Genomic DNA, 19,097 nt, shown 5'->3' on the forward strand with positions numbered 1-19,097 from the left:
CTTTATTTAACAACCCACTGTAACAATAGTCACAAAAATGCTTAATATCCATAATCTATCCATTTCCTTCCAAGGAGAATATTTATTCGAAGACCTAACTTTTAAATTAAGCCCGGGTGATCGAGTTGGATTGATTGGAAAAAATGGAGCAGGGAAATCTACCATGTTAAAAATTCTATCCAAAGAGATGGAACCTGATTCAGGGCAAATTGCTGCCGACAAAAATTTAAGTATTGGGTTTTTAAAACAAGATATCGATTTCGTTTTAGGTAGAACAGTTTTAGAAGAATCGTACGAAGCCTTTAAGGAGTTAAAGGAAATTGAAGCTAAGTTGGAAGATATAAATTACCAATTAGCAAATCGTACCGATTATGAAAGTGATGGTTATCATCAAATAATGGTGGATTTAAACGATTTACAACATCAGTATGAAATATTGGGAGGTTATAACTATCAAGGTGAAACAGAAAAAATACTTCAAGGACTAGGTTTTAAACGTGAAGATTTTAATAAACTAACTGATACTTTTTCTGGTGGTTGGCGTATGCGTATTGAGTTGGCAAAATTACTACTTCAAAATAATGATTTGTTATTGTTAGATGAGCCAACAAACCACTTGGATATTGAATCCATAATATGGTTAGAAAGCTTTTTGAAAACCTATACAGGTGCAGTTGTAATTGTTTCTCACGATAAAATGTTTCTAGATAATGTAACTAATCGTACAATTGAAATTTCTTTAGGAAGAATTTACGATTATAATAAGCCGTATTCTAAGTTCTTAGTTCTTCGTCAAGAACTCAAGGAACAGCAACTTGCTACTCAAAAGAATCAACAGAAACAAATAGAACAAACGGAAAAACTTATTGAAAAATTCCGTGCCAAAGCCTCTAAAGCTACAATGGCTCAATCTTTAATTAAGAAACTGGATAGAATAGATAGGATAGAGGTAGATGAAGATGACAATGCAGTAATGAAACTTAATTTTCCCATATCGATTGTTCCAGGTAGAGTAGTCGTAGAAGCTAAAAATATTACTAAAAATTACGGCGATGTTCAAGTGTTAAAAGATATTAGTTTAACTATTGAACGAGACACCAAAACAGCTTTTGTTGGTCAAAACGGACAAGGTAAATCTACACTAGCAAAAATTATTGTAGGAGAACTAAAACATCAAGGTGAATTAAAACTTGGCCATAATGTACAAATTGGATATTTTGCTCAAAATCAAGCCGAGTATCTAGACGGTAATAAAACTGTCCTAGACACTATGATTGATGCAGCAAACGAAACTAACCGAAGTAAAGTAAGAGACATTCTTGGATCTTTTTTGTTTAGAGGTGAAGAAGCAGAAAAATACGTTCGTGTGCTATCGGGTGGAGAACGTAACCGTTTGGCTTTAGCTAAATTATTATTACAGCCATTAAATGTTTTGGTAATGGATGAGCCAACAAACCACTTAGATATAAAATCTAAGAATGTCTTGAAAGATGCTTTGAAAAAATTTGAAGGAACCTTGATTCTTGTATCGCACGACAGGGATTTTCTTCAAGGTCTAACCAATACTGTTTACGAATTTAAAGACCATAAAATAAAGGAATACCTAGGAGATATCGATTTCTATTTGGAACAACGTAATGTTGAAAACTTGCGTGAAGTAGAAAAGCGTGATGTTGTAAAGGAAACTCCGAAAGAAAGCAATAAGCAATCTTACGAGTCTCAAAAGAAGATGAAATCTTTAAACAACAAGCTAAGTAATTTAGAAGCTAAAATTCAGCAACTTGAAAAAGAGATCAAAGAAATGGATATGGCTTTAGCATCAAACTATGATGAAACTGTATCAAAAGCTGGATTTTTTGATACGTATCAATCCAAAAAGAAAAAACTAGAAGCTCATATGGATGATTGGGAGAAAGTCCAAGGAACCATTGAAAATTTATAACCATTTGATTTTTAGGTTTAAAACTTTTTGTTGACCGATGCACTTCATCGATTAAATTTGTTTATCATCTATAAAAAAGTTAATATTGTTAGAGAATCATCCTAAATCTAACAACTATGAAGACCTATACACTTGTTTTACTATGTTTTTTGGTAACTAGTTTTTCGTTTTCAGAAGTGTCTGAGAAAGAGAAGGATGCTCTTTTGGCTTTCTATAAGGCTACAAATGGCGAAAAATGGAACCATACATGGAATTTAGATGAACCTCTTGAAAATTGGTATGGTGTTACAGTTGAAAATGATCAGGTTGTAGAGCTAAACTTACATTTCAATAATCTACAGGGAACACTTCCTAATGAAATAGGAAATTTAGTAAACCTTAGAAAATTGAACCTTGGGTTTAACCAACTAGAAGGAATCTTACCTTTATCTTTAGGAAATTTAACAGCATTAGTTTCTTTAGAATTATTTATGAATAAGTTTGAAGGAAACTTGCCTTCAGAGATTTGTAATCTAAATAATTTACAGGTTTTAAAGCTTTATAGTAATAGTCTAACTGGTGAAATACCTTCTTCTATAGGGAATTTAACAAGTTTGAAAGAGCTTTTGTTAGGAAGCAATTATTTATCAGGAACCATACCATCAGAAATAGGAAACATACAACAACTTGAAATATTAAGTTTAATTGACAATAAATTGGTTGGCGAGATACCTCTTGAGATATCGAGTTTAACACAGTTAAAAGAGTTAGTTTTAACAAGTAATCAATTAACAGGAATTGTACCTTATCAAATTACTGGCCTACCTCAATTAAATACATTTATGGTGGGTGATAATAATTTTGAAAGAGAATATGTGTCCTTAGTACAAGGAAAAGGAGTCCATCCAAACAAATTTATTGAGTTTAATTCAAGAACCGTCATTACCGATAACGATTAAGAATTAGTTAATTTATAAATTGAAGGAGGCTCTCTGAAAAGAAAGCCTTTTTTTTATCTTTAAAATATGGAAGAACATGAATTTCAATGTCCATATTGTTGGGAGACAATTTCGATGTTATTAGATACCTCACAGACTGAACAAGAATATATTGAGGATTGTGAAGTGTGTTGTAATCCTATTCAAATTACAGTTAAATTTACAGGACAAGAACTTGTTAGTTTCCAAGTTGAAAGCATAGACCAATAAATTTCTTTGTAAATTATTTGTTATATCTAAAAAGCATTGTATATTTGCAGTCCTAAAATGATTGAGTCGGCATTATGAACCGAAAGTTAAAAGCTAAGAAAATCATTTTGGTATTAAATCGCGGGATAGAGCAGTAGGTAGCTCGTCGGGCTCATAACCCGAAGGTCACTGGTTCGAGTCCAGTTCCCGCTACTAAACAAGACCCATCACTAGAAATAGTTGATGGGTTTTTTGTTTTGTTCTCCTTGCATACGGTTACTGTATTAATCTGATAATTTACAATTAAGATTTATAAGGTTTGTCTTTTAGTATATGTCAAACAAAACTGAAACCTTACTGTAAAATCAAGTTAAAGAAGTTCGATACCATCGAAGCACTTGAATTAAATGGAAGTGAAAGTTACAATACTAAATAGTCAATTAAAGCTCAAGAAAGTATCATCGCTTAAATTAAAATAAAAATTCCTGCTCCATTTATTTCTCTTATTTCGTTATTTTATTGCTTATAGGTTAAACAACGAATAGGATTTTAATCACGTTTAAAATAACGAGTGTTGTTTTCGTAATTTAGATTATTTGGTTTAAAAATATTTGATTGGGTTTAAATAAAACATTTTTTTCCAACCTTGTCTATCAGTATCTATTCTCCAAACATATGGGATAAGGGTTATAATTGAATAGTGGAGATGGGGTGATTTTCCTACGGCATTTCCACTTGCACCAACTGTTCCAATTGTAGATCTTTTACTAACCAATGATAAAGTAGATTTTTTTAACTCATTAAGGTGTGCATAATAATGTAATCGCCATTTTGGACCAAGGATCAGAACAACTTTTCCACCTACAGGTATTTCTCCTGAGAATAAAATTAATCCTGATGTTGAAGAACTGATTTGAGTTCCTTTTTTAGCAAAAATGTCCACACCTTTGTGTGTAACAGATCTTCCCCAAGGATAGTACCAAAACGATTTAAAATTATAATCGGATTTTGTTGCCCCTCTAACTGGTATTTTTAGATTTTGAGGAATTATAAATCCGATAATTAAAATCGATAATAAACTTATTAAAATTTTATTTCTTTTTCTCAATTTAGCTAACCTTTAGATAGGAGAATTGGTAGTTTAGGGGTCTTCTTTTTAAGCTGAAAGAAGTTTATAAGGATCAAAACTTTTTTCTTTACTAATTTAATTATTTTTTTATTCGTTGTAGTGTTTTGTTAGGTTTTGAATCATTCCATTGAATATAAATCCATGAAAGGGAAGAACTGAATACCAATATAGTCTTCCGCTTAATCCTAAGGGTCTGAAAGTAGCTGTTTGAATTAATTTATTTTCAACTATTCTAAATTCTAACCACGCATCGCCAGGTAGCTTCATTTCAGCAAATAGAAGTAAACGCCCTTCTTTTTTATTTGCGTATAATACTCTCCAAAAATCTAAGGCATCTCCGGCGTTTATGGTGTTTTCAGAGGTTCGCCCTCTTCTTAAGCCAACACCTCCCGATAATCTATCAAGAAAACCTCTAAGCTTCCATAGCCAGTTCCCATAGTACCAACCGTTTTCACCACCAATACTCCAAATTTTATCAATACAATCATTCCTGTCGATAATCTCTTTTTCTCTAATATCTTTAAAACACCCAAAGGTTGGCACCACAATAAAATCTGAAATATTATAATTGAAATCACTACTTATAAATGCATCTTTCCAACTAGAAATAATTTCGTTTCTTTCAATTTTGCTAAATGCTTTTTCTAAAGCCATTTGATAACTTATAGGTTCGATTTCTAATATTTTATTAATATCATCATTCCGGCATATTACTTCAATTTTCATACTATTTACCAAAGCTATTGCAAGTTTATAAGATGTAGACGTTACAAAGTATAGCCAATAAGAAGAAAGCTTTGGAGTCATAACAGGAACAATAAAAATATGCCGTTTTAGGTTTCTTGAACGACCAAATTCTAAAAGCATGTCTTTATAAGAAAGGATGTCGGGTCCGCCTATATCAAAATCTTTATTATATGTTTTTGGGTTTAGGATTGTGTTTGATAGAATTTTTATTACATCGGATATTCCAATTGGTTGACATTTGGTGTTTAACCATTTTGGCGTGATCATGATAGGAAGTTTTTCAACCAAATCTCGCATTATTTCAAATGATGCACTACCTGAGCCAATAATAATTCCAGCTCTTAATGTTGTTAAACTATAATTGCCTTTACTTAGTTCATTTTCAACGTTTTTTCTAGACGCTAGATGTTTGGATAGTTCCGATTCATTAACAATACCGCTTAAATAAACTACATGTTGTGCATGGGTTTTGTTAATGGCATTTCTGAAATTCTCGGCGGATTTTTGCTCTAAAAGGTGGTAGTCGGAAGAAGCTGACATAGAATGTACTAAATAGAAAGCTCCATCAATATTTTTAGGGATGTTTTCTAGTGAAACTTCATCAAGTAAATCAATTTCGATGATACTTATTTTAGACTTAAGGGATTCTGGAGGATTAAATCTTTTTTTGTCCCTAACGCAGCAAATTACATCATGACCATTGTAAACCAATATGGGGAGAAGTCTTTTTCCAATATACCCGGTTGCTCCTGTTAGTAGTATTTTCATTTTATTGATTTACCTGTTGTGAATGTTTGCTATTGTGGCTAAGTAACCAAGTTAGCACAAAAACACGAAAAAGTAATTCGGAAAATGATTTAAAAACTTAACATTGAGGTTTTTTCAATATTTTTGATGGTCTATTCTGTTTTTTTAAATAATTCCCCTGTCTTTAATTTACGTGTATACTCCTGGAGATCATTCCGTACTTCGCCAGACATAATATATAATCCTATAATATTAGGAAAAGCCATTGTTAATATCATCATGTCCGAGAAATCAAGTACAGCTCCTAATCCAACTGAAGAGCCTATTACTACAAACATCAAGAACATTACTTTGTATATCATTTCACTTTTGTTAGATTTTCCGAAGAGATATGTCCAAGCACGCATTCCGTAGTACGACCATGAAATCATGGTGGAAAAAGCAAATAAAAATACGACTAAAGACAACACATAGGGAAACCATGGAATAACTGTAGCAAAAGCCGAGGAGGTAAGCTGTACTCCTCCTATTCCTTCAACTTCGTGCATTCCTGTAAATATAAGTACCAAAGCGGTAAGTGTACAAATAACCACTGTGTCTATAAAAGGTTCCATAAGTGCAACATAACCTTCAGAAGTTGGATGGTTAGTTTTTCCTGCACTATGTGCAATGGCAGCCGAACCTACTCCCGATTCACTTGAAAAAGCTGCTCTTTGAAAACCGACTATCAATACGCCAATAACTCCACCATTTATTGCTGATGCATTAAATGCACCATTGTAAATTGCATTAAATGCAGGTACAATATTTTCAATATTTACACCAATAACAATAAAAGCTGAAATTATGTATACTGCAGCCATAATTGGTACAATGCGTCCAGTAACTTTTCCTATACTTTCAATTCCCCCAATTATTACAACGCCAACAAGAAGTGCAAGGCCAAGGCCAAAATAAAAACCTTTTCCTTGCATGAAATTAAATTGTCCAGCAAGAATTTCAAACGATTGGTTGGCCTGAAACATATTTCCGCCTCCCATTGTAGCTCCAATACATAATATGGCGAAAAATACGGCTAGAGACTTTCCAAGCCATTTCATATTTCTCTTTTTAAGGCCATGTTCCAAATAATTCATAGGACCGCCAAAAATCTTTCCATCAGCGTTAATTTCTCTATATTTTAATCCAAGGGTGCATTCTACAAATTTTGAAGCCATACCTAATATTCCTGCAATAATCATCCAGAATGTTGCTCCAGCACCTCCTATAGAAATAGCAATTGCAACACCTGCAATGTTCCCTAAGCCAACCGTTGCTGAAACAGCTGTAGTCATAGTTTGGAAATGAGTGATTTTACCAGGCGCATTAGGATCGTCATATTTTCCGCGTGCAAGATCTATAGAATGTTTAATCCCTTTGAAATTGATAAACCCCATTTTTACGGTGAAAAATGCAGCTCCAAAAATTAACCAAATTACAATAAGTGGAATGTTGTGGGTTATTGGGTCGCCATTAGGATGGGTTACCATTATTGGTTCTAAATATTTTATTTCTGCTAAGTTATGAGCTCCAACTTCAATAACATCTTTGCTGTTTTCCGAGTCATAAATTATCTCACCCTTTTTGGAAAGTTGTGTAAGGGTTCCGGTGGCATTGGCATAAATACTTATTTCTCCCTTCTTAGAAGATTCTACTGTTGCTATAAGGTCTCCTTCATTAACTAAGTTTCCGTTTTTAACTTTCCAATCGCTAAGAATGAAGCGGTCTTGTATTGAAGGGGTCCAGCCCGTAACAGGTACTTTTTTTATATCGGCATAGACTACGGGATCGTAAATACCTATAGCGCTAAATGGATCCCAAAAGAGAAAGGCTCCTAATTTTTTTACTAAAGGGACAGCAGCTCCATTAAAATATTCTGTTATAATTCCTGGCTTTATTTCATAAGAGCGCGTTGTGGAATTCCCTTGACTATCAGTTATAACTACTGAATATGGAATCCCCTCGGTTAGGCCGTATGCATTTGGTGAATTCAAAGCAGTATCAGGCTTAGACCATTTATAGGTGTAGGGGGGAATTCCACCAGAAACTTTTAGTTCTACAAATCCGTCATTTATTAAATCTGATTTATTACCTGTTTTCTCATGTACTTCTAATATTTGGGCATGAAGTGCTATAATTGGACACAAAAAGAGAATGAAAAAAATATATTTTACCATTATTTCTAAGGTTTAAAATTTACACTATGGATTCCTACAACTTAGCTTTATCAACTGTAAAAATATGCTTAATAATTTTAATTGGGTTTTACAGGAGATAAAAATGGAAATAAAGAACAATACAGGAAAATCGTGTAGTATGATTTTAACTAAAAATGAAGTTTTTCTTTTATCCTAAGGTGAAATTATGAGGTTTAATTAATAAAAGCAAAGAGCTCCCGTAACTACTTAGAAAATATTAAAGTAGATTAAAAATATCGCTTAATTTTTATTTGAGTGTTGAATTTGTTTTGTTTAAAATTACCCGTCATTCAAATTAAGCTATCCTCTCTTACTGAGTTTTCAAATTAAAGTTTTCTCATTATTTATCAACTGCTTTGAGATTTTTCCTTAAATTTAATACTTACTAATTAATGCTTAAATTTTCTTTATGAAGAACATACTCGTAGCCGTAGATCAATTAAAAAACGCAGATCAATTGACCGCTCATGCTGTAAAAATAGCTAAGCTTACCGATGCCAAGATATGGATAATTCAGGTGTCAGCAGCCAATCCTACAGATTTGCTGAGTCGTGAGGCAGGACCTCAGTTCATCTATGACAAAAGAACAGAAGATAATAAAAAAGCAGCCCAATTAATTAAGGAATTAGCCCGTGATGTGGAGGAGAAAAACAATATTCCTACTGAAGGTTTTTTAATAGAAGGTTCGGTAATTAAATCTATAAAGAAAATTGTAGAAGAGCATAATATAGACCTAGTAATAGCTGGACATAGAAAGAAAAATGTAATCTACGGACTGTTTACCGAAAACAAGAAAAAGGATTTAATTGATGAATTGCAAATTCCTTTATTAGCTATTCCTTTGAGATAAGGTAGTTTTCGATTAAAACTATAAATTGTCGAAAGTACCCAACCTTCACACTTTTCTAATTAAAAGTGTTTTAATATTTCTGCACTTCCAGATCCTAAAACATGAGTAGACCCGTGCTTCTTTAGTACGGTTTCAATAGCACCGATTGTAGCTAGTAAATCGGCCTTGTTTACTGAACCCATGTGTCCAATTCTAAAATAATTGTTTTTTAATTCAGGCAATAAACCTCCAGCTAATATAACGCCTTCTTCGTTAGTAGCTTGCAGGAATGATTTAGGGGCTATTTTAGATGGATATAAAGGAGCTGTTAAGGTATTGGAAGATGTTTGCTCGTTTTTTGATAACAGCTCCAAGCCTACAGCTTTAATAGCAGCTCGCATGGCTGTTCCCGCTCTTTGGTGTCGGTCAAAACGATTTTTTAGACCTTCATTAGTAATAATTTGTAAACTTTTTTCTAGAGCCATAATAAGATTAACAGGTGGTGTTCCAAAATAAGAAGCTTGTCTATTTTCGTAAGCTTTCATTATGGGAAGCCAATTAGCCCAGTCTCCATAATAATTCGAAACGGGATTCTTTCTTTGTTCAAATGCTTTAATTGCAGCTTTAGACGCAACTAAAAGAGCAAGACCCGGAGGAACACCAATTGCTTTTTGTGATGAAGTTAGAACTACGTCAATTCCCCATTCTTCTTGTTGGATTTCTTCTCCAGCAACAGAACAAACACCATCAAGAATTGTCAATACTTTGTATTTCTTACCTAAATCACCAATACTTTTAGCATCATTTAATACAGCCGTAGAGGTGTCGACATGTGTAAAGGTTAAAAGTTTATAGCTTTTAGATTTCAGTTGTTGCTCTATAAGTTCTAATGGAACTATATTGCCCACCACTGCTTCAAGTATATCAACTTCGGCACCATATCGTTTTAGAATTTCAGCAAAACGAAGACCAAAATAACCTGTGGATATTACAAGTGCTTTGTCTCCAGTTTCTACAAGGTTTGCTGCCGCCATATCCATGGCAAATGTTCCTGTTCCAGCTATTATGAATGCCTGTCCTGAAGTACTTTGGCAAACTTCTTTCAACAGTTTTAGGCTATTGGCGAAAATATTTATGAAATCGGGGTCCACATGGCTTAGAGTTGGAACAGACATACATTGTAAAACTTCACTTTCAAATTCTATTGGTCCCGGTATCATTAGTAGTTTTCTCGATTTCATAGATTGTGCTTAAATTTATTTCAGGCTTAGTGGGAATCAAACAGAAGAAATTTTGAGTTTGTCTTTTTCTGTTGTTTAATTCTTAAAGTTATAAATAATATTTCGTTTTAAAACTTAATGACTGTTTTTTAGAAGAATAAACATAGTTGTTTGACCTATGTGTTAGTACGGCTTATTAGAATTTTCTTTCAATAACTCTGTTTGGTTGTGTGGTTGAATTCATTATAATTTCAAAATCTACAATTCCTATAACTAATCCTTCTTCGGTAATAACATCGACTTTCCATAAACCTGGCTTAACATTGTTTTTAAAGGTGTAGCCTCGGAATCCAGCATTTCTTCCTCCAGTAATTTCAAAGCCTATATCCTCAACAATTTCCCATTCACCTAAAGTGTTGTTATACCATTTCCAACGATGAAGTACAGATTTTTTTATTTCGGTTGGAGCAAATATGGATGTGAAAACATACACGTCTGTATTAGGCTGAATTATTAGCTTAAACTTGTGGTCTCGCCAAAACACATACCATTTATCTTGTTCGTATGTTACATTATAGGTATTGTCTTTTTTTTGAATATTATGAGCAACAATACCAATGTCTAGTGCAAGTGGTACAGGTGGGATGAGGTTGAAAAAATAAAATAAATTTATAGTTAGATAAATGGAGAGGATAATGCCAAGCATTTTTCTAAAACTGAGTTCCAATCTTGTGCTTGGACTTTTTAAATAAATGATAGTCATTAAAAGCAGGGTAGAGCTTAAACTTATTAAACCTGAAATAATGAAAATACTAGTATTCATTTCCTTGATGAAAACCGGTATCATAAATGTGAAAAAAGTAAAATTTATAAAAAAATAAACTCCAAATTGTAAATACTTATTAGAGATTCGTTTTTTTAGAAATTCATTGGCAACAAGTAAAGCTAGAAGGATGATGAAGAATGTGATAGTTTTAGAAAGTGAAACACTTCTCGAGAAATAAATTACATAGGCACTGGATAAACCACCAAAGAAAAACTGAATTGCTAAAGGCAGATATTCTTTATTACGATCTAGTAATGTGTTTTTCCATTTACCATCTTCTATTAAGTTAAAGAGGTATAACGCTACGGTTAATGAGGCCATGTGTATAGAAAGTATGGTCAAATCATATGTTCGATCGATACGACCAAGTGTTAAGGAATCGAAAATAAAACCACCTATAAAGAAAATGATAGGAGCATATTTCTCATACTTCATTGCAAATTTTAGGATTGCATTGTTTCTAAGTTTAACCAAAGTTCTTTTCATAAATGTTTAGTAGATGGTGTGGTTAAATTAGAGAAAAGATAGTACTAAAACCGTTGTGATACTTGCTTTTTTATTTTAATAATTGAGTTTATTTAAATAAGCCTTGAATTTGTATTTATAACAATGGATTAAATTGTTTGTTAATAATGAATTCATTCTATTGGTTTAATCAGGTTCCTTGTTCTAGAATTGTGAGTACGGTTGTGTACTGATTGTTATTTAACATAGTTTTCTGTCCATGTGCCATCTTCATCAAAGAGGTTGTAGCCACCATTGGAGTCAGAGGATAAGTATTGACCTGTCCAGTTCCCATCACGTGTAAATAAGTTGTAATTAGTTTTTGCACGAACGAAATACCCAAGCCATTTACCGTTCAAATCAAAATATAAATAAATGTTAGGGTTGGCATAAACAAGAACGCCATAGGGTTCTGCCAAAATATTAAACAAATATTTTCCTTCCCAAGATCTGTATAATGGATTTAGTCTAGTGGAGTATTCCGGGTTGATTTTAGAGTTGTATTGTGGATTTAATTGAGTTGTATATTTAGGGTTAATGCTAGACGTGTAATTAGGGTTTAAACTCGAATTAAATCTTGGGTTTATTCTAGAAGTGTATTTTGGATTAATTTCAGACGAAAATTGTGGGTTTATGTTTGAATTATACTTTGGGTTTAGGCTGGATTTGTATTTTGGATTTTGTCCATAAGGAATGTTTTGGGCAAATATGGGCGCAATCGAAAAAAGTAATATAAATATAAGGTGTCTAGTTTTCATGCTTCTACAGGTAGAACACTAAAGTAAGCATAATTATTTTCACCGTAAATGTTACCCGCTTTTCTATTTATCCTCTATGGTTTTTATATCAAAAGTTGAGGTGTACGGTTTGTAGTTGGAACTTATCATTAGTAACCATTTAATTGGGTATTTGATCAAAACTGATAATTTGCCAAATAAAAAACACCGGAATAATATTTTTATAAGTTCTATTTTTTCAAATAGATTTCTTACTAAATAATTATTTCGGTGTTTTAATTTTTGCTCAATTCCTAATAGCTAGCAGTTCATTAAATTGTTTTAAAGCTAACTTATAGGTTAGAAGCCTGAGCGAAAAATGGTTTAAATTACTTCTGAAGCTTCTTCTATTACTGGGTGTATTCCCCAACGTTGTGTGTCAGAAAAAGCAAAATCTAACTTATATTTCTCAGGAATTTCACCCCTAAGCATAGCTCCTGGTTTTATTGATGGGAAAAGCTCTTCATACGTAATCATTTCGTTAAGTGAAATACGACGATAAATATGAGAACGTGTTAAGTTTTTAGGTTCATCTAAACCGGTAGCTCCTAATAGTTCAACAAAATTTTTAATTGTTTTTTCGTGGTAATTGGCCACACGAGTCTTTTTATCTTGAGGAACTAAACCAACGGTTAACTTTGGGTCTTGGGTTGTAATTCCTACAGGACACTTGTTTGTATTACAAATTAATGCCTGTATACAACCTAATGCTAGCATCATGGCACGAGCTTGGTAACATCCGTCAGCTCCTAATGCAATAGCACGTGCAACGTGAAAAGCAGATGAAATTTTACCAGAAGCAATTAATTTAATATGTTGTCTAATATTAAGTCCATTAAGGATATTATGTACAAAATCAAGACCGTCAAGTAATGGCGCTCCTACATAATTACTAAATTCTGGTGGAGCAGCTCCTGTTCCTCCTTCACCTCCATCTACTGCAATAAAATCTGGGTAAATATCCAGTTCTACCATGGCACGACAAATGGAGATAAATTCACTTTTGTAACCTATACATAATTTAAATCCAACAGGTTTTCCTCCAGATAGGTCTCTTAATTTTTGAATGAATTTCACCATTTCTAATGGCGTATCAAAAGCGGAGTGGTAAGGTGGTGAATTTACTTTAGTATGAGGTTTAATATGTCTGATTTTAGCAATTTCTTCAGAGTTTTTCTCTGCTGGAAGAATACCTCCATGACCAGGTTTTGCACCTTGAGAAATTTTTAACTCAATCATTTTTACATTTGGTAGTGAAGCTTTCTCAGCAAAAAGCTCTGGATTGAATTTTCCGTCCTCAGTTCGGCATCCAAAATATCCTGTACCAATTTGCCAAATAATATCACCACCGTGTTTTAAATGATAGTCACTTAATCCACCTTCTCCCGTGTTATGAGCAAAGTTTCCAAGTTTAGCACCAGCATTTAACGCTTCGACCGCTGCAGAACTTAGCGATCCGAAACTCATAGCAGAAATATTTATAATACTAGCGGAATAAGGTTGCTTACAATCCTTATTTCCAATCATAATTCTAGGGTCTTGATTTAATGTATCAAAAGCTTTTGGGGCAATTGAATGACAAATCCATTCATAACCTTCAGCATATAAATCAAGCTGGGTTCCAAAAGGGATAGTATCTCTAACTCCTTTTGCTCTTTGATATACTGTAGAACGATCAACTCGGTTGAACGGACGACCATCAATATCAGATTCAATAAAATACTGATACATTTTTGGACGAAGTTCTTCTAATACATAACGCAGACGCCCTACCACTGGATAATTTCGCATGACTGTATGTCGCGTTTGAAGTACATCAGAATACCCCAAAATTGTCAAGAGTAAAACGATTACAAAAAGTACATACCAATTTGAGCTTAAGAAAAAGGCTAATCCAAATGTTATCAAAAGCGCAGCAGTTGATACAATATAAAAGGTATTTCTCATAATCAAAGTAATATTAAATTCAAAGCTATATTTAAAAACTAAAATAGCTTTCTTGCAATTTTTTTAGAATTAATAGTTAATAGATTAATGCGCAAAATTACTAAATATAAAAACGAAATTGATAAAATTTCACTTCATTTTATAAGAATTTAACTTTATTGTTAAATCTAAACAAGAATGTGAATTTTTAAACATTCCAGACATGATAAAATTCTGAAAAATTTCATGTTTTTTGTTAGGTAAAACGTTTTTATTAATGGTGTAAAAATGCTTAAAGTGCCTAATTCAGGCGCTTTAAGCATTTTTAAAAACGCAAATACCTAATTGAAGGTATTTTTTGGTTTTATTTTGAAGGGAGTTTATTACATCCTTTTTTGTCTACATGTTTTTTACAAAATCTAAAAAGACTTTTTTATGAAGTTCAAGATCTAAATTAGGTGAAAGTGATACGCGAACAATATAGTCTTTATCTCCTTCTTTTGTAGTTCCTTGAGTTGATGTTGCTGGAATTGTCCAATAGCATCCCTTTAACTGTCCGTAACTCACGCAAAATTTACTTTCATTAGGAATTTCTGTAATCATTAAGTTGATTAACTTCAAGTTTAAAGCTCTTTTATATGTTTCTCTTTCTTCAAAAGTATTCCCTTTTGTTGGAAGATCTAATGAAAATACGGATGGAGTGAATCCTTGTTCAGCCAATTCTTCTGAAACAAAATTTATTTTTGCTTCAGGTAAAATATCGTGGATGTAGTTTACAAAATCACGAGTATTCTTATAAGCGTCTAGAATTCTTTGATTCATAGAAGGTAGTTGCTTAGCTAAAATTTCATATTGAAGATTGGTAGCTTCGTTATCGCAAAGTACTAGATGCTTTTCTATTTTTTTCATCAACTCTTCAGTTTTATTATTTCCAACCACATAACCAGCAGTACATTGTCCGCCACTTGGAAATTTAGATCCACTAGCATATGAAATAGCTCTAACGGTTGAGAGGATTTCTCCTTCACCTAAAAAAAGATAATTAGGACAAAATGTTTGATCTAAAATAAAAACTGGATCGATTGCTTTATTACCACTTGTAGTTTTACGTTCCTTGCTTAAAACATTTTTTAAATTCACAAGATTAGGAACTTCTACTCGAGGGTTGGTTGGAATTTCGGCAATAATGTAAGGAATGGCATCTTCTTCGGATATTTTATCTAACACGCTTTCGATGCTTTGAACCATATCATTGTCGCCATCTACAAGTAAATTTACAATTTCAACGTTATCGATGCAAGCAGAAACACGTCTAGCTTGGTCATTGGTTCCACCGTAACAATTTGGAGGCACAATAAATTTAATGTTTTTTCCTTTATGATTTTCAAGGGCATCATGAACAAGCCCCATCATAATGGCATATTGAATTGATAACCCGCTAGAAGCCACGAGTGGTTTTGAAGTTGTCCCGGTAATTTCTTTAAGTGAATTTAAAACAAGAGATTTATTTGTGCCGACATTACTTTTTGGAACATCAAAAGCAGTTTCACTTGTTAATGCTTTTAAGGCAACAAGACAGTTGGCAGGTGTCATTGCAATAGTTTCTCTTCGACGTACATGCTGTATGTCTGAAATATAGTTTTGATTTTTATCACCATTAACTAACAATACACTTCCAAGCTGTGGATGAAGATTGATATAAAAGTCAATATTTGAATGAAGGTCAACCCTGTTTATTTCTTCTTGATTTGAAATAAAAACAGTAGAACCATTAAATGTTGACACATCTTCTGCTTTTTCAACTTGTTTTAAATTGAAGTTATAACCATAAACGTTTTTTAATACATCAGCATCAAAAAATAAAGGTAATTCTCCTGTGTAAAGGATTTGTGTGTTTTTATTATCTAATAAGTTCTTTCTTAGAACGGCCAAAACAGGAGTTGTCATGGACGAAAAACTGATGACGTTTTCTGGCTTTAAATGATGTAATTTAGCAATAGCCCATTCTAGCACGCATGATAATGGATGACCTAGTCGGATATAGTCGTAAGCTGTAGGCAACTCATTTAATGCCGACGATTCAGAGTTATTGGAGCTAAATAGAGTTTCAAATTGCTCTAAGAATTGAGTTTTAGCTAATTCTTCATTATAAATATCTAGTCGATGTGTTGTTATGCTCAACCAACCAGTTGGCATATTTTTCAGTACATCTTTAATATAATTTCGTGTTTTATTGTATTCCATGATTCCCGACTTTAGATAGGTTGGCAAGATACATTAATCAGATTTATTTTTGAAAGGATACTAGACGTTTGTTGCTCTTGGTATTTAGTTAGTTTCTTAACTAACCTAAAATTTCGTCATTATCAATTCGCTCTTTTCTATTTTATTTATTAGTTTATTTTCAGGTTAAGCTTAGCTTTTTTAATACGTAAAATTCTAATCCTGTTTATATCTGTATTCCAAATATTATCAAGACCCCGATTACTCTGTAGTTTTACAATGGTTTTTAGGTTGAATGTTAAGTGTAAATATTTCTTATGACTCATTTCTTTTTAGGCAGCGCCCTCTGGGTTCATCTCCTTCATGAAGTACGATTTCCGAGTGTAGGAACTTCGCAGCTTCAGCAGAGTCTTTAACTTTGGAAGCACTTCGTTTTAACATTTTTGATTCAAATTCATTTAATACCTTTTCTCTTATTCCAACTTCTCTCCAATTTGATAAAGCTCTGCATCCTTTCGAGATTTCCCTAGCAAGCTCTAAGGCATCTAAAAGCGCTTGGTTCGCTCCTTGGCCTTTGAAAGGGCTCATGGGGTGAGCTGCATCTCCAATAAGAGTTGTTGGTCCGCCTTTTTTCAATAATTCTGGGTCTAGTAGTTCTCTGTCATATACAGGATATCCGGAAATTTGAGCTTCTTCGGTTGCCTCTAAAATCTGTGGAATCGGGTGGTGCCATTTAGTTCTTCTGCAAGCTTCTGCTTTAAGAGCTTTTGCACCTTGATAACTCAAGGCTTTAGCTTCTTTTTCAGACAAAGGAAAACTAAGTTGCCACATTATCGAGTTTGATGTATAAGGCATCATATAAACACGTTCATTACCGTTGGCTGTTTGAAATACAGTGGCCGAATCGAGTAGGGAAGAATCTAGATTTTTAATATTTTCTAAAGGACAAATTCCTAGTATTACAATACAACCTAGATAGCGTAGAGGGGAAATATCTTCACCAATCATAAACTTTCTGACAGAACTGCGAATTCCATCGGCACCAACTACCAGGTCGGGATAAACGTTTTTTGTTTTTCCGTTTACTTGAAAGCTCAAAACAACACCTTTGTTTTCAAGTTTCTTGATATCTACTAATTGATGTCCCCATTGTACAGAATCAGGTACTCCAAGTTGTTCAAGTAATGCTAGCCGTAAAGATTGTCGGGATATATGCACATTTGTACGTTTAGGAGAAGTGTTTTCGCCTGCCTGTAACCATTTTCTCATGCCCCATTCACCGATTACTTTTCCTTCTGTAGTATGAACAATATGTCTGGTAGAAACCACACCTTCTTTTAAATTGAAAAGGCCAAATCCTTCGATTGCCTTACTAGCTTGTTGTAAAGTGAGTCCATAGCCTTGAGATCGAGTATTGAAATTACTATCCCGTTCAAAAAGTGTAAAAGGAATTTTCCGATGTAAACAGGCTACAGCTAAAGCCACACCGCCAATTCCTCCACCAATAATAGCTACATGTGGAAAGTTTTCTTTATCAGGAACGGGGCAACTAGTAGCTGGAACTAGTCCAGACCCGTTACAGTTTACACATAAAGTAAGATGAGCTTTTGGGCGAATAGGAATTGGTCCGTTCGTAGTTTTTTCAAATTTAGCTAGTTCGTTTTTATAGCGGAGCCGTGTTTTTTTTCGGAGTCTTTGTTTTTTTTTGCCTAGTCCATAACATTCTGGACAGATTTCCCAATTAGGTTCTTTGTCTTCCGCGTTTTTCACCTTTTAGTAATTTGTTTTCGATTTCTTATTTTCAATAAAAGCCTAACTGAAATAATTGTTGTTGATTTTAAAACTACAACAAAGTTTGACTTGAGAAATTAATGGTATTTGTTTTTGGAACGAATTTTAGTTTCCAGTTAATTTATGGTATTCAAATTCTAATGTAGTCATGTCTGTATCGCTTATGGAAAGGTGTTTAAAAATCTGTTCACGAATATAATCCAATTGACGTAGCTCTATGACTGTGCTAAAATCTGCAATGATTGTTTGCTTCGGTGTTTCATTAATCCAAATTCTGAGTCTCCTTCCATAAATATGTTTATTAATATTTTTTAAGGAAAAAAATGCTTTTGGTATTAAATGATAAAAACTTCGTGTTGTTCATTTAAGTCGTTCCACTTAATTTCAAAGATAACAAAAAATGAAAGCGATAATTCTTGGCTTGACCTTGTTTTTGATAAATTATGAGTAAATACTCACAGATATGTTATTTGTCTATAAACAATATATAAATTATTGAAATATTTAAGGTGGTGAAATTTGTTGATTTATAGTGCTTTAAGGCTTTGGCTTGGGGTCTATTATAGAAAAATTTGGAAAAAGTGTTTATTTATGTTATAATGTCACTTGTAAAATTTAAAAAGCCACATGTGAAACTCCGTACTTCAGTTAACCTGAAATCTAAATGTTTCACTTATTTTACATGTTTCATACATTTTTCCTCAAATCACTAGAGGTAATTATCACTGATGTTTTTTCAGTAATTTATAGAAAGGCCAAAGTGGTTCAATTCTAAATTTTCGACCCTTATTTTCTCTATAGGAAGAATGGGGTCGCTTTTTATTTTAAAATAAATCAATTAGTATATGTCAATTAGAGTTACTAGAAAAGAAAGTGCTTCCAAATTCCTTGGGCTTGTAGTAAATAAGACGGTATTTTTTTCTGCGATTTCCGTTGTAATTTTTAGCATTGGATTTACCCTAATTTTTGAAGAACAAGCCGATTATTATTTTGGATTGGCGCAAACTGCTGTGTCGGCTCATGGAGGATAGATT

Annotated in this window: 14 protein-coding genes and 1 tRNA gene; 6 read left to right on the forward strand and 9 right to left on the reverse strand. The window is 33.1% G+C overall.

The window, feature by feature from the left end:
- The first annotated feature begins 37 nt into the window (after positions 1-37).
- The 4 genes from VKY41_RS01445 (at position 38) to VKY41_RS01460 (ending at position 3,321) form a co-directional block, all read left to right on the forward strand.
- A complete protein-coding gene (locus VKY41_RS01445; RefSeq protein ID WP_500812652.1) occupies positions 38-1,942 on the forward strand; it encodes an ABC-F family ATP-binding cassette domain-containing protein in 1,905 nt (634 codons plus the stop codon).
- Between the two features lie 116 nt (positions 1,943-2,058).
- Positions 2,059-2,880 (forward strand): leucine-rich repeat domain-containing protein, encoded by an 822-nt coding sequence (locus VKY41_RS01450; protein ID WP_500812653.1) that lies wholly within the window; start codon positions 2,059-2,061, stop codon positions 2,878-2,880.
- Between the two features lie 66 nt (positions 2,881-2,946).
- On the forward strand, positions 2,947-3,129 hold the full coding sequence (locus VKY41_RS01455; RefSeq protein WP_500812654.1) for a CPXCG motif-containing cysteine-rich protein: 183 nt from the start codon (positions 2,947-2,949) through the stop codon (positions 3,127-3,129).
- Between the two features lie 119 nt (positions 3,130-3,248).
- A tRNA-Met gene (locus tag VKY41_RS01460) sits at positions 3,249-3,321 on the forward strand.
- A 388-nt stretch (positions 3,322-3,709) separates the two neighbouring features.
- Here the strand turns inward: VKY41_RS01460 and VKY41_RS01465 are convergent.
- The 3 genes from VKY41_RS01465 to VKY41_RS01475 form a co-directional block, all read right to left on the reverse strand.
- Positions 3,710-4,216, reverse strand: a complete 507-nt coding sequence (locus VKY41_RS01465) for a M23 family metallopeptidase (RefSeq protein WP_500812655.1) — start codon at positions 4,214-4,216, stop codon at positions 3,710-3,712.
- Between the two features lie 108 nt (positions 4,217-4,324).
- The gene (locus VKY41_RS01470) at positions 4,325-5,752 is read right to left on the reverse strand and encodes an SDR family oxidoreductase (RefSeq protein ID WP_500812656.1); all 1,428 of its coding nucleotides are present in this window, start codon (positions 5,750-5,752) and stop codon (positions 4,325-4,327) included.
- 131 nt (positions 5,753-5,883) lie between these two features.
- Positions 5,884-7,947 carry an amino acid carrier protein gene (locus VKY41_RS01475; protein WP_500812657.1) on the reverse strand — a complete coding sequence of 688 codons (2,064 nt, stop codon included), beginning with the start codon at positions 7,945-7,947 and terminating at the stop codon, positions 5,884-5,886.
- Between the two features lie 430 nt (positions 7,948-8,377).
- On the opposite strand from VKY41_RS01475, the gene VKY41_RS01480 reads away from it, so the two are divergent.
- Entirely contained in the window at positions 8,378-8,818 is a 441-nt protein-coding gene (locus tag VKY41_RS01480) for a universal stress protein (protein WP_500812658.1), read from the forward strand.
- Between the two features lie 59 nt (positions 8,819-8,877).
- Here the strand turns inward: VKY41_RS01480 and VKY41_RS01485 are convergent, their stop codons facing one another.
- The 6 genes from VKY41_RS01485 to VKY41_RS01510 all read right to left on the reverse strand — a co-directional run bounded on the left by VKY41_RS01485 (position 8,878) and on the right by VKY41_RS01510 (position 18,042).
- Positions 8,878-10,038 carry a pyridoxal-phosphate-dependent aminotransferase family protein gene (locus VKY41_RS01485; RefSeq protein ID WP_500812659.1) on the reverse strand — a complete coding sequence of 387 codons (1,161 nt, stop codon included), beginning with the start codon at positions 10,036-10,038 and terminating at the stop codon, positions 8,878-8,880.
- Between the two features lie 175 nt (positions 10,039-10,213).
- Positions 10,214-11,329, reverse strand: a complete 1,116-nt coding sequence (locus VKY41_RS01490; protein WP_500812660.1) for a DUF2914 domain-containing protein — start codon at positions 11,327-11,329, stop codon at positions 10,214-10,216.
- A gap of 215 nt (positions 11,330-11,544) precedes the next feature.
- Positions 11,545-12,105, reverse strand: coding sequence for a hypothetical protein (locus VKY41_RS01495; protein ID WP_500812661.1), 561 nt, complete (start codon positions 12,103-12,105; stop codon positions 11,545-11,547).
- Positions 12,106-12,447: 342 nt separating this feature from the next.
- Complete coding sequence (locus tag VKY41_RS01500) at positions 12,448-14,070, reverse strand: FMN-binding glutamate synthase family protein (protein ID WP_500812662.1); 1,623 nt, start codon at positions 14,068-14,070, stop codon at positions 12,448-12,450.
- 378 nt (positions 14,071-14,448) lie between these two features.
- Positions 14,449-16,293: a PLP-dependent aminotransferase family protein gene (locus tag VKY41_RS01505; protein ID WP_500812663.1), complete on the reverse strand. Its 1,845-nt coding sequence runs from the start codon at positions 16,291-16,293 to the stop codon at positions 14,449-14,451.
- 294 nt (positions 16,294-16,587) lie between these two features.
- Positions 16,588-18,042, reverse strand: coding sequence for an FAD-dependent monooxygenase (locus tag VKY41_RS01510; protein ID WP_500812664.1), 1,455 nt, complete (start codon positions 18,040-18,042; stop codon positions 16,588-16,590).
- An 866-nt stretch (positions 18,043-18,908) separates the two neighbouring features.
- Between VKY41_RS01510 and VKY41_RS01515 the strand changes: the two genes are divergently transcribed.
- Positions 18,909-19,094 carry a hypothetical protein gene (locus tag VKY41_RS01515; protein ID WP_500812665.1) on the forward strand — a complete coding sequence of 62 codons (186 nt, stop codon included), beginning with the start codon at positions 18,909-18,911 and terminating at the stop codon, positions 19,092-19,094.
- The last annotated feature ends 3 nt before the right edge of the window (positions 19,095-19,097 follow it).

It is taken from the genome of Xanthomarina sp. (assembly GCF_035306605.1).
Classification (GTDB): Bacteria; Bacteroidota; Bacteroidia; order Flavobacteriales; family Flavobacteriaceae; genus Xanthomarina.

Bases quoted from the DNA above. Each gene is read 5' to 3' on its own strand.
- VKY41_RS01495 (WP_500812661.1), bottom strand. From the start codon at position 12,105: ATGAAAACTAGACACCTTATATTTATATTACTTTTTTCGATTGCGCCC.
- VKY41_RS01450 (WP_500812653.1), top strand. From the start codon at position 2,059: ATGAAGACCTATACACTTGTTTTACTATGTTTTTTGGTAACTAGTTTT.
- VKY41_RS01455 (WP_500812654.1), top strand. From the start codon at position 2,947: ATGGAAGAACATGAATTTCAATGTCCATATTGTTGGGAGACAATTTCG.
- VKY41_RS01500 (WP_500812662.1), bottom strand. From the start codon at position 14,070: ATGAGAAATACCTTTTATATTGTATCAACTGCTGCGCTTTTGATAACA.
- VKY41_RS01480 (WP_500812658.1), top strand. From the start codon at position 8,378: ATGAAGAACATACTCGTAGCCGTAGATCAATTAAAAAACGCAGATCAA.
- VKY41_RS01485 (WP_500812659.1), bottom strand. From the start codon at position 10,038: ATGAAATCGAGAAAACTACTAATGATACCGGGACCAATAGAATTTGAA.
- VKY41_RS01445 (WP_500812652.1), top strand. From the start codon at position 38: ATGCTTAATATCCATAATCTATCCATTTCCTTCCAAGGAGAATATTTA.
- VKY41_RS01490 (WP_500812660.1), bottom strand. From the start codon at position 11,329: ATGAAAAGAACTTTGGTTAAACTTAGAAACAATGCAATCCTAAAATTT.
- VKY41_RS01505 (WP_500812663.1), bottom strand. From the start codon at position 16,293: ATGGAATACAATAAAACACGAAATTATATTAAAGATGTACTGAAAAAT.
- VKY41_RS01515 (WP_500812665.1), top strand. From the start codon at position 18,909: ATGTCAATTAGAGTTACTAGAAAAGAAAGTGCTTCCAAATTCCTTGGG.
- VKY41_RS01475 (WP_500812657.1), bottom strand. From the start codon at position 7,947: ATGGTAAAATATATTTTTTTCATTCTCTTTTTGTGTCCAATTATAGCA.
- VKY41_RS01470 (WP_500812656.1), bottom strand. From the start codon at position 5,752: ATGAAAATACTACTAACAGGAGCAACCGGGTATATTGGAAAAAGACTT.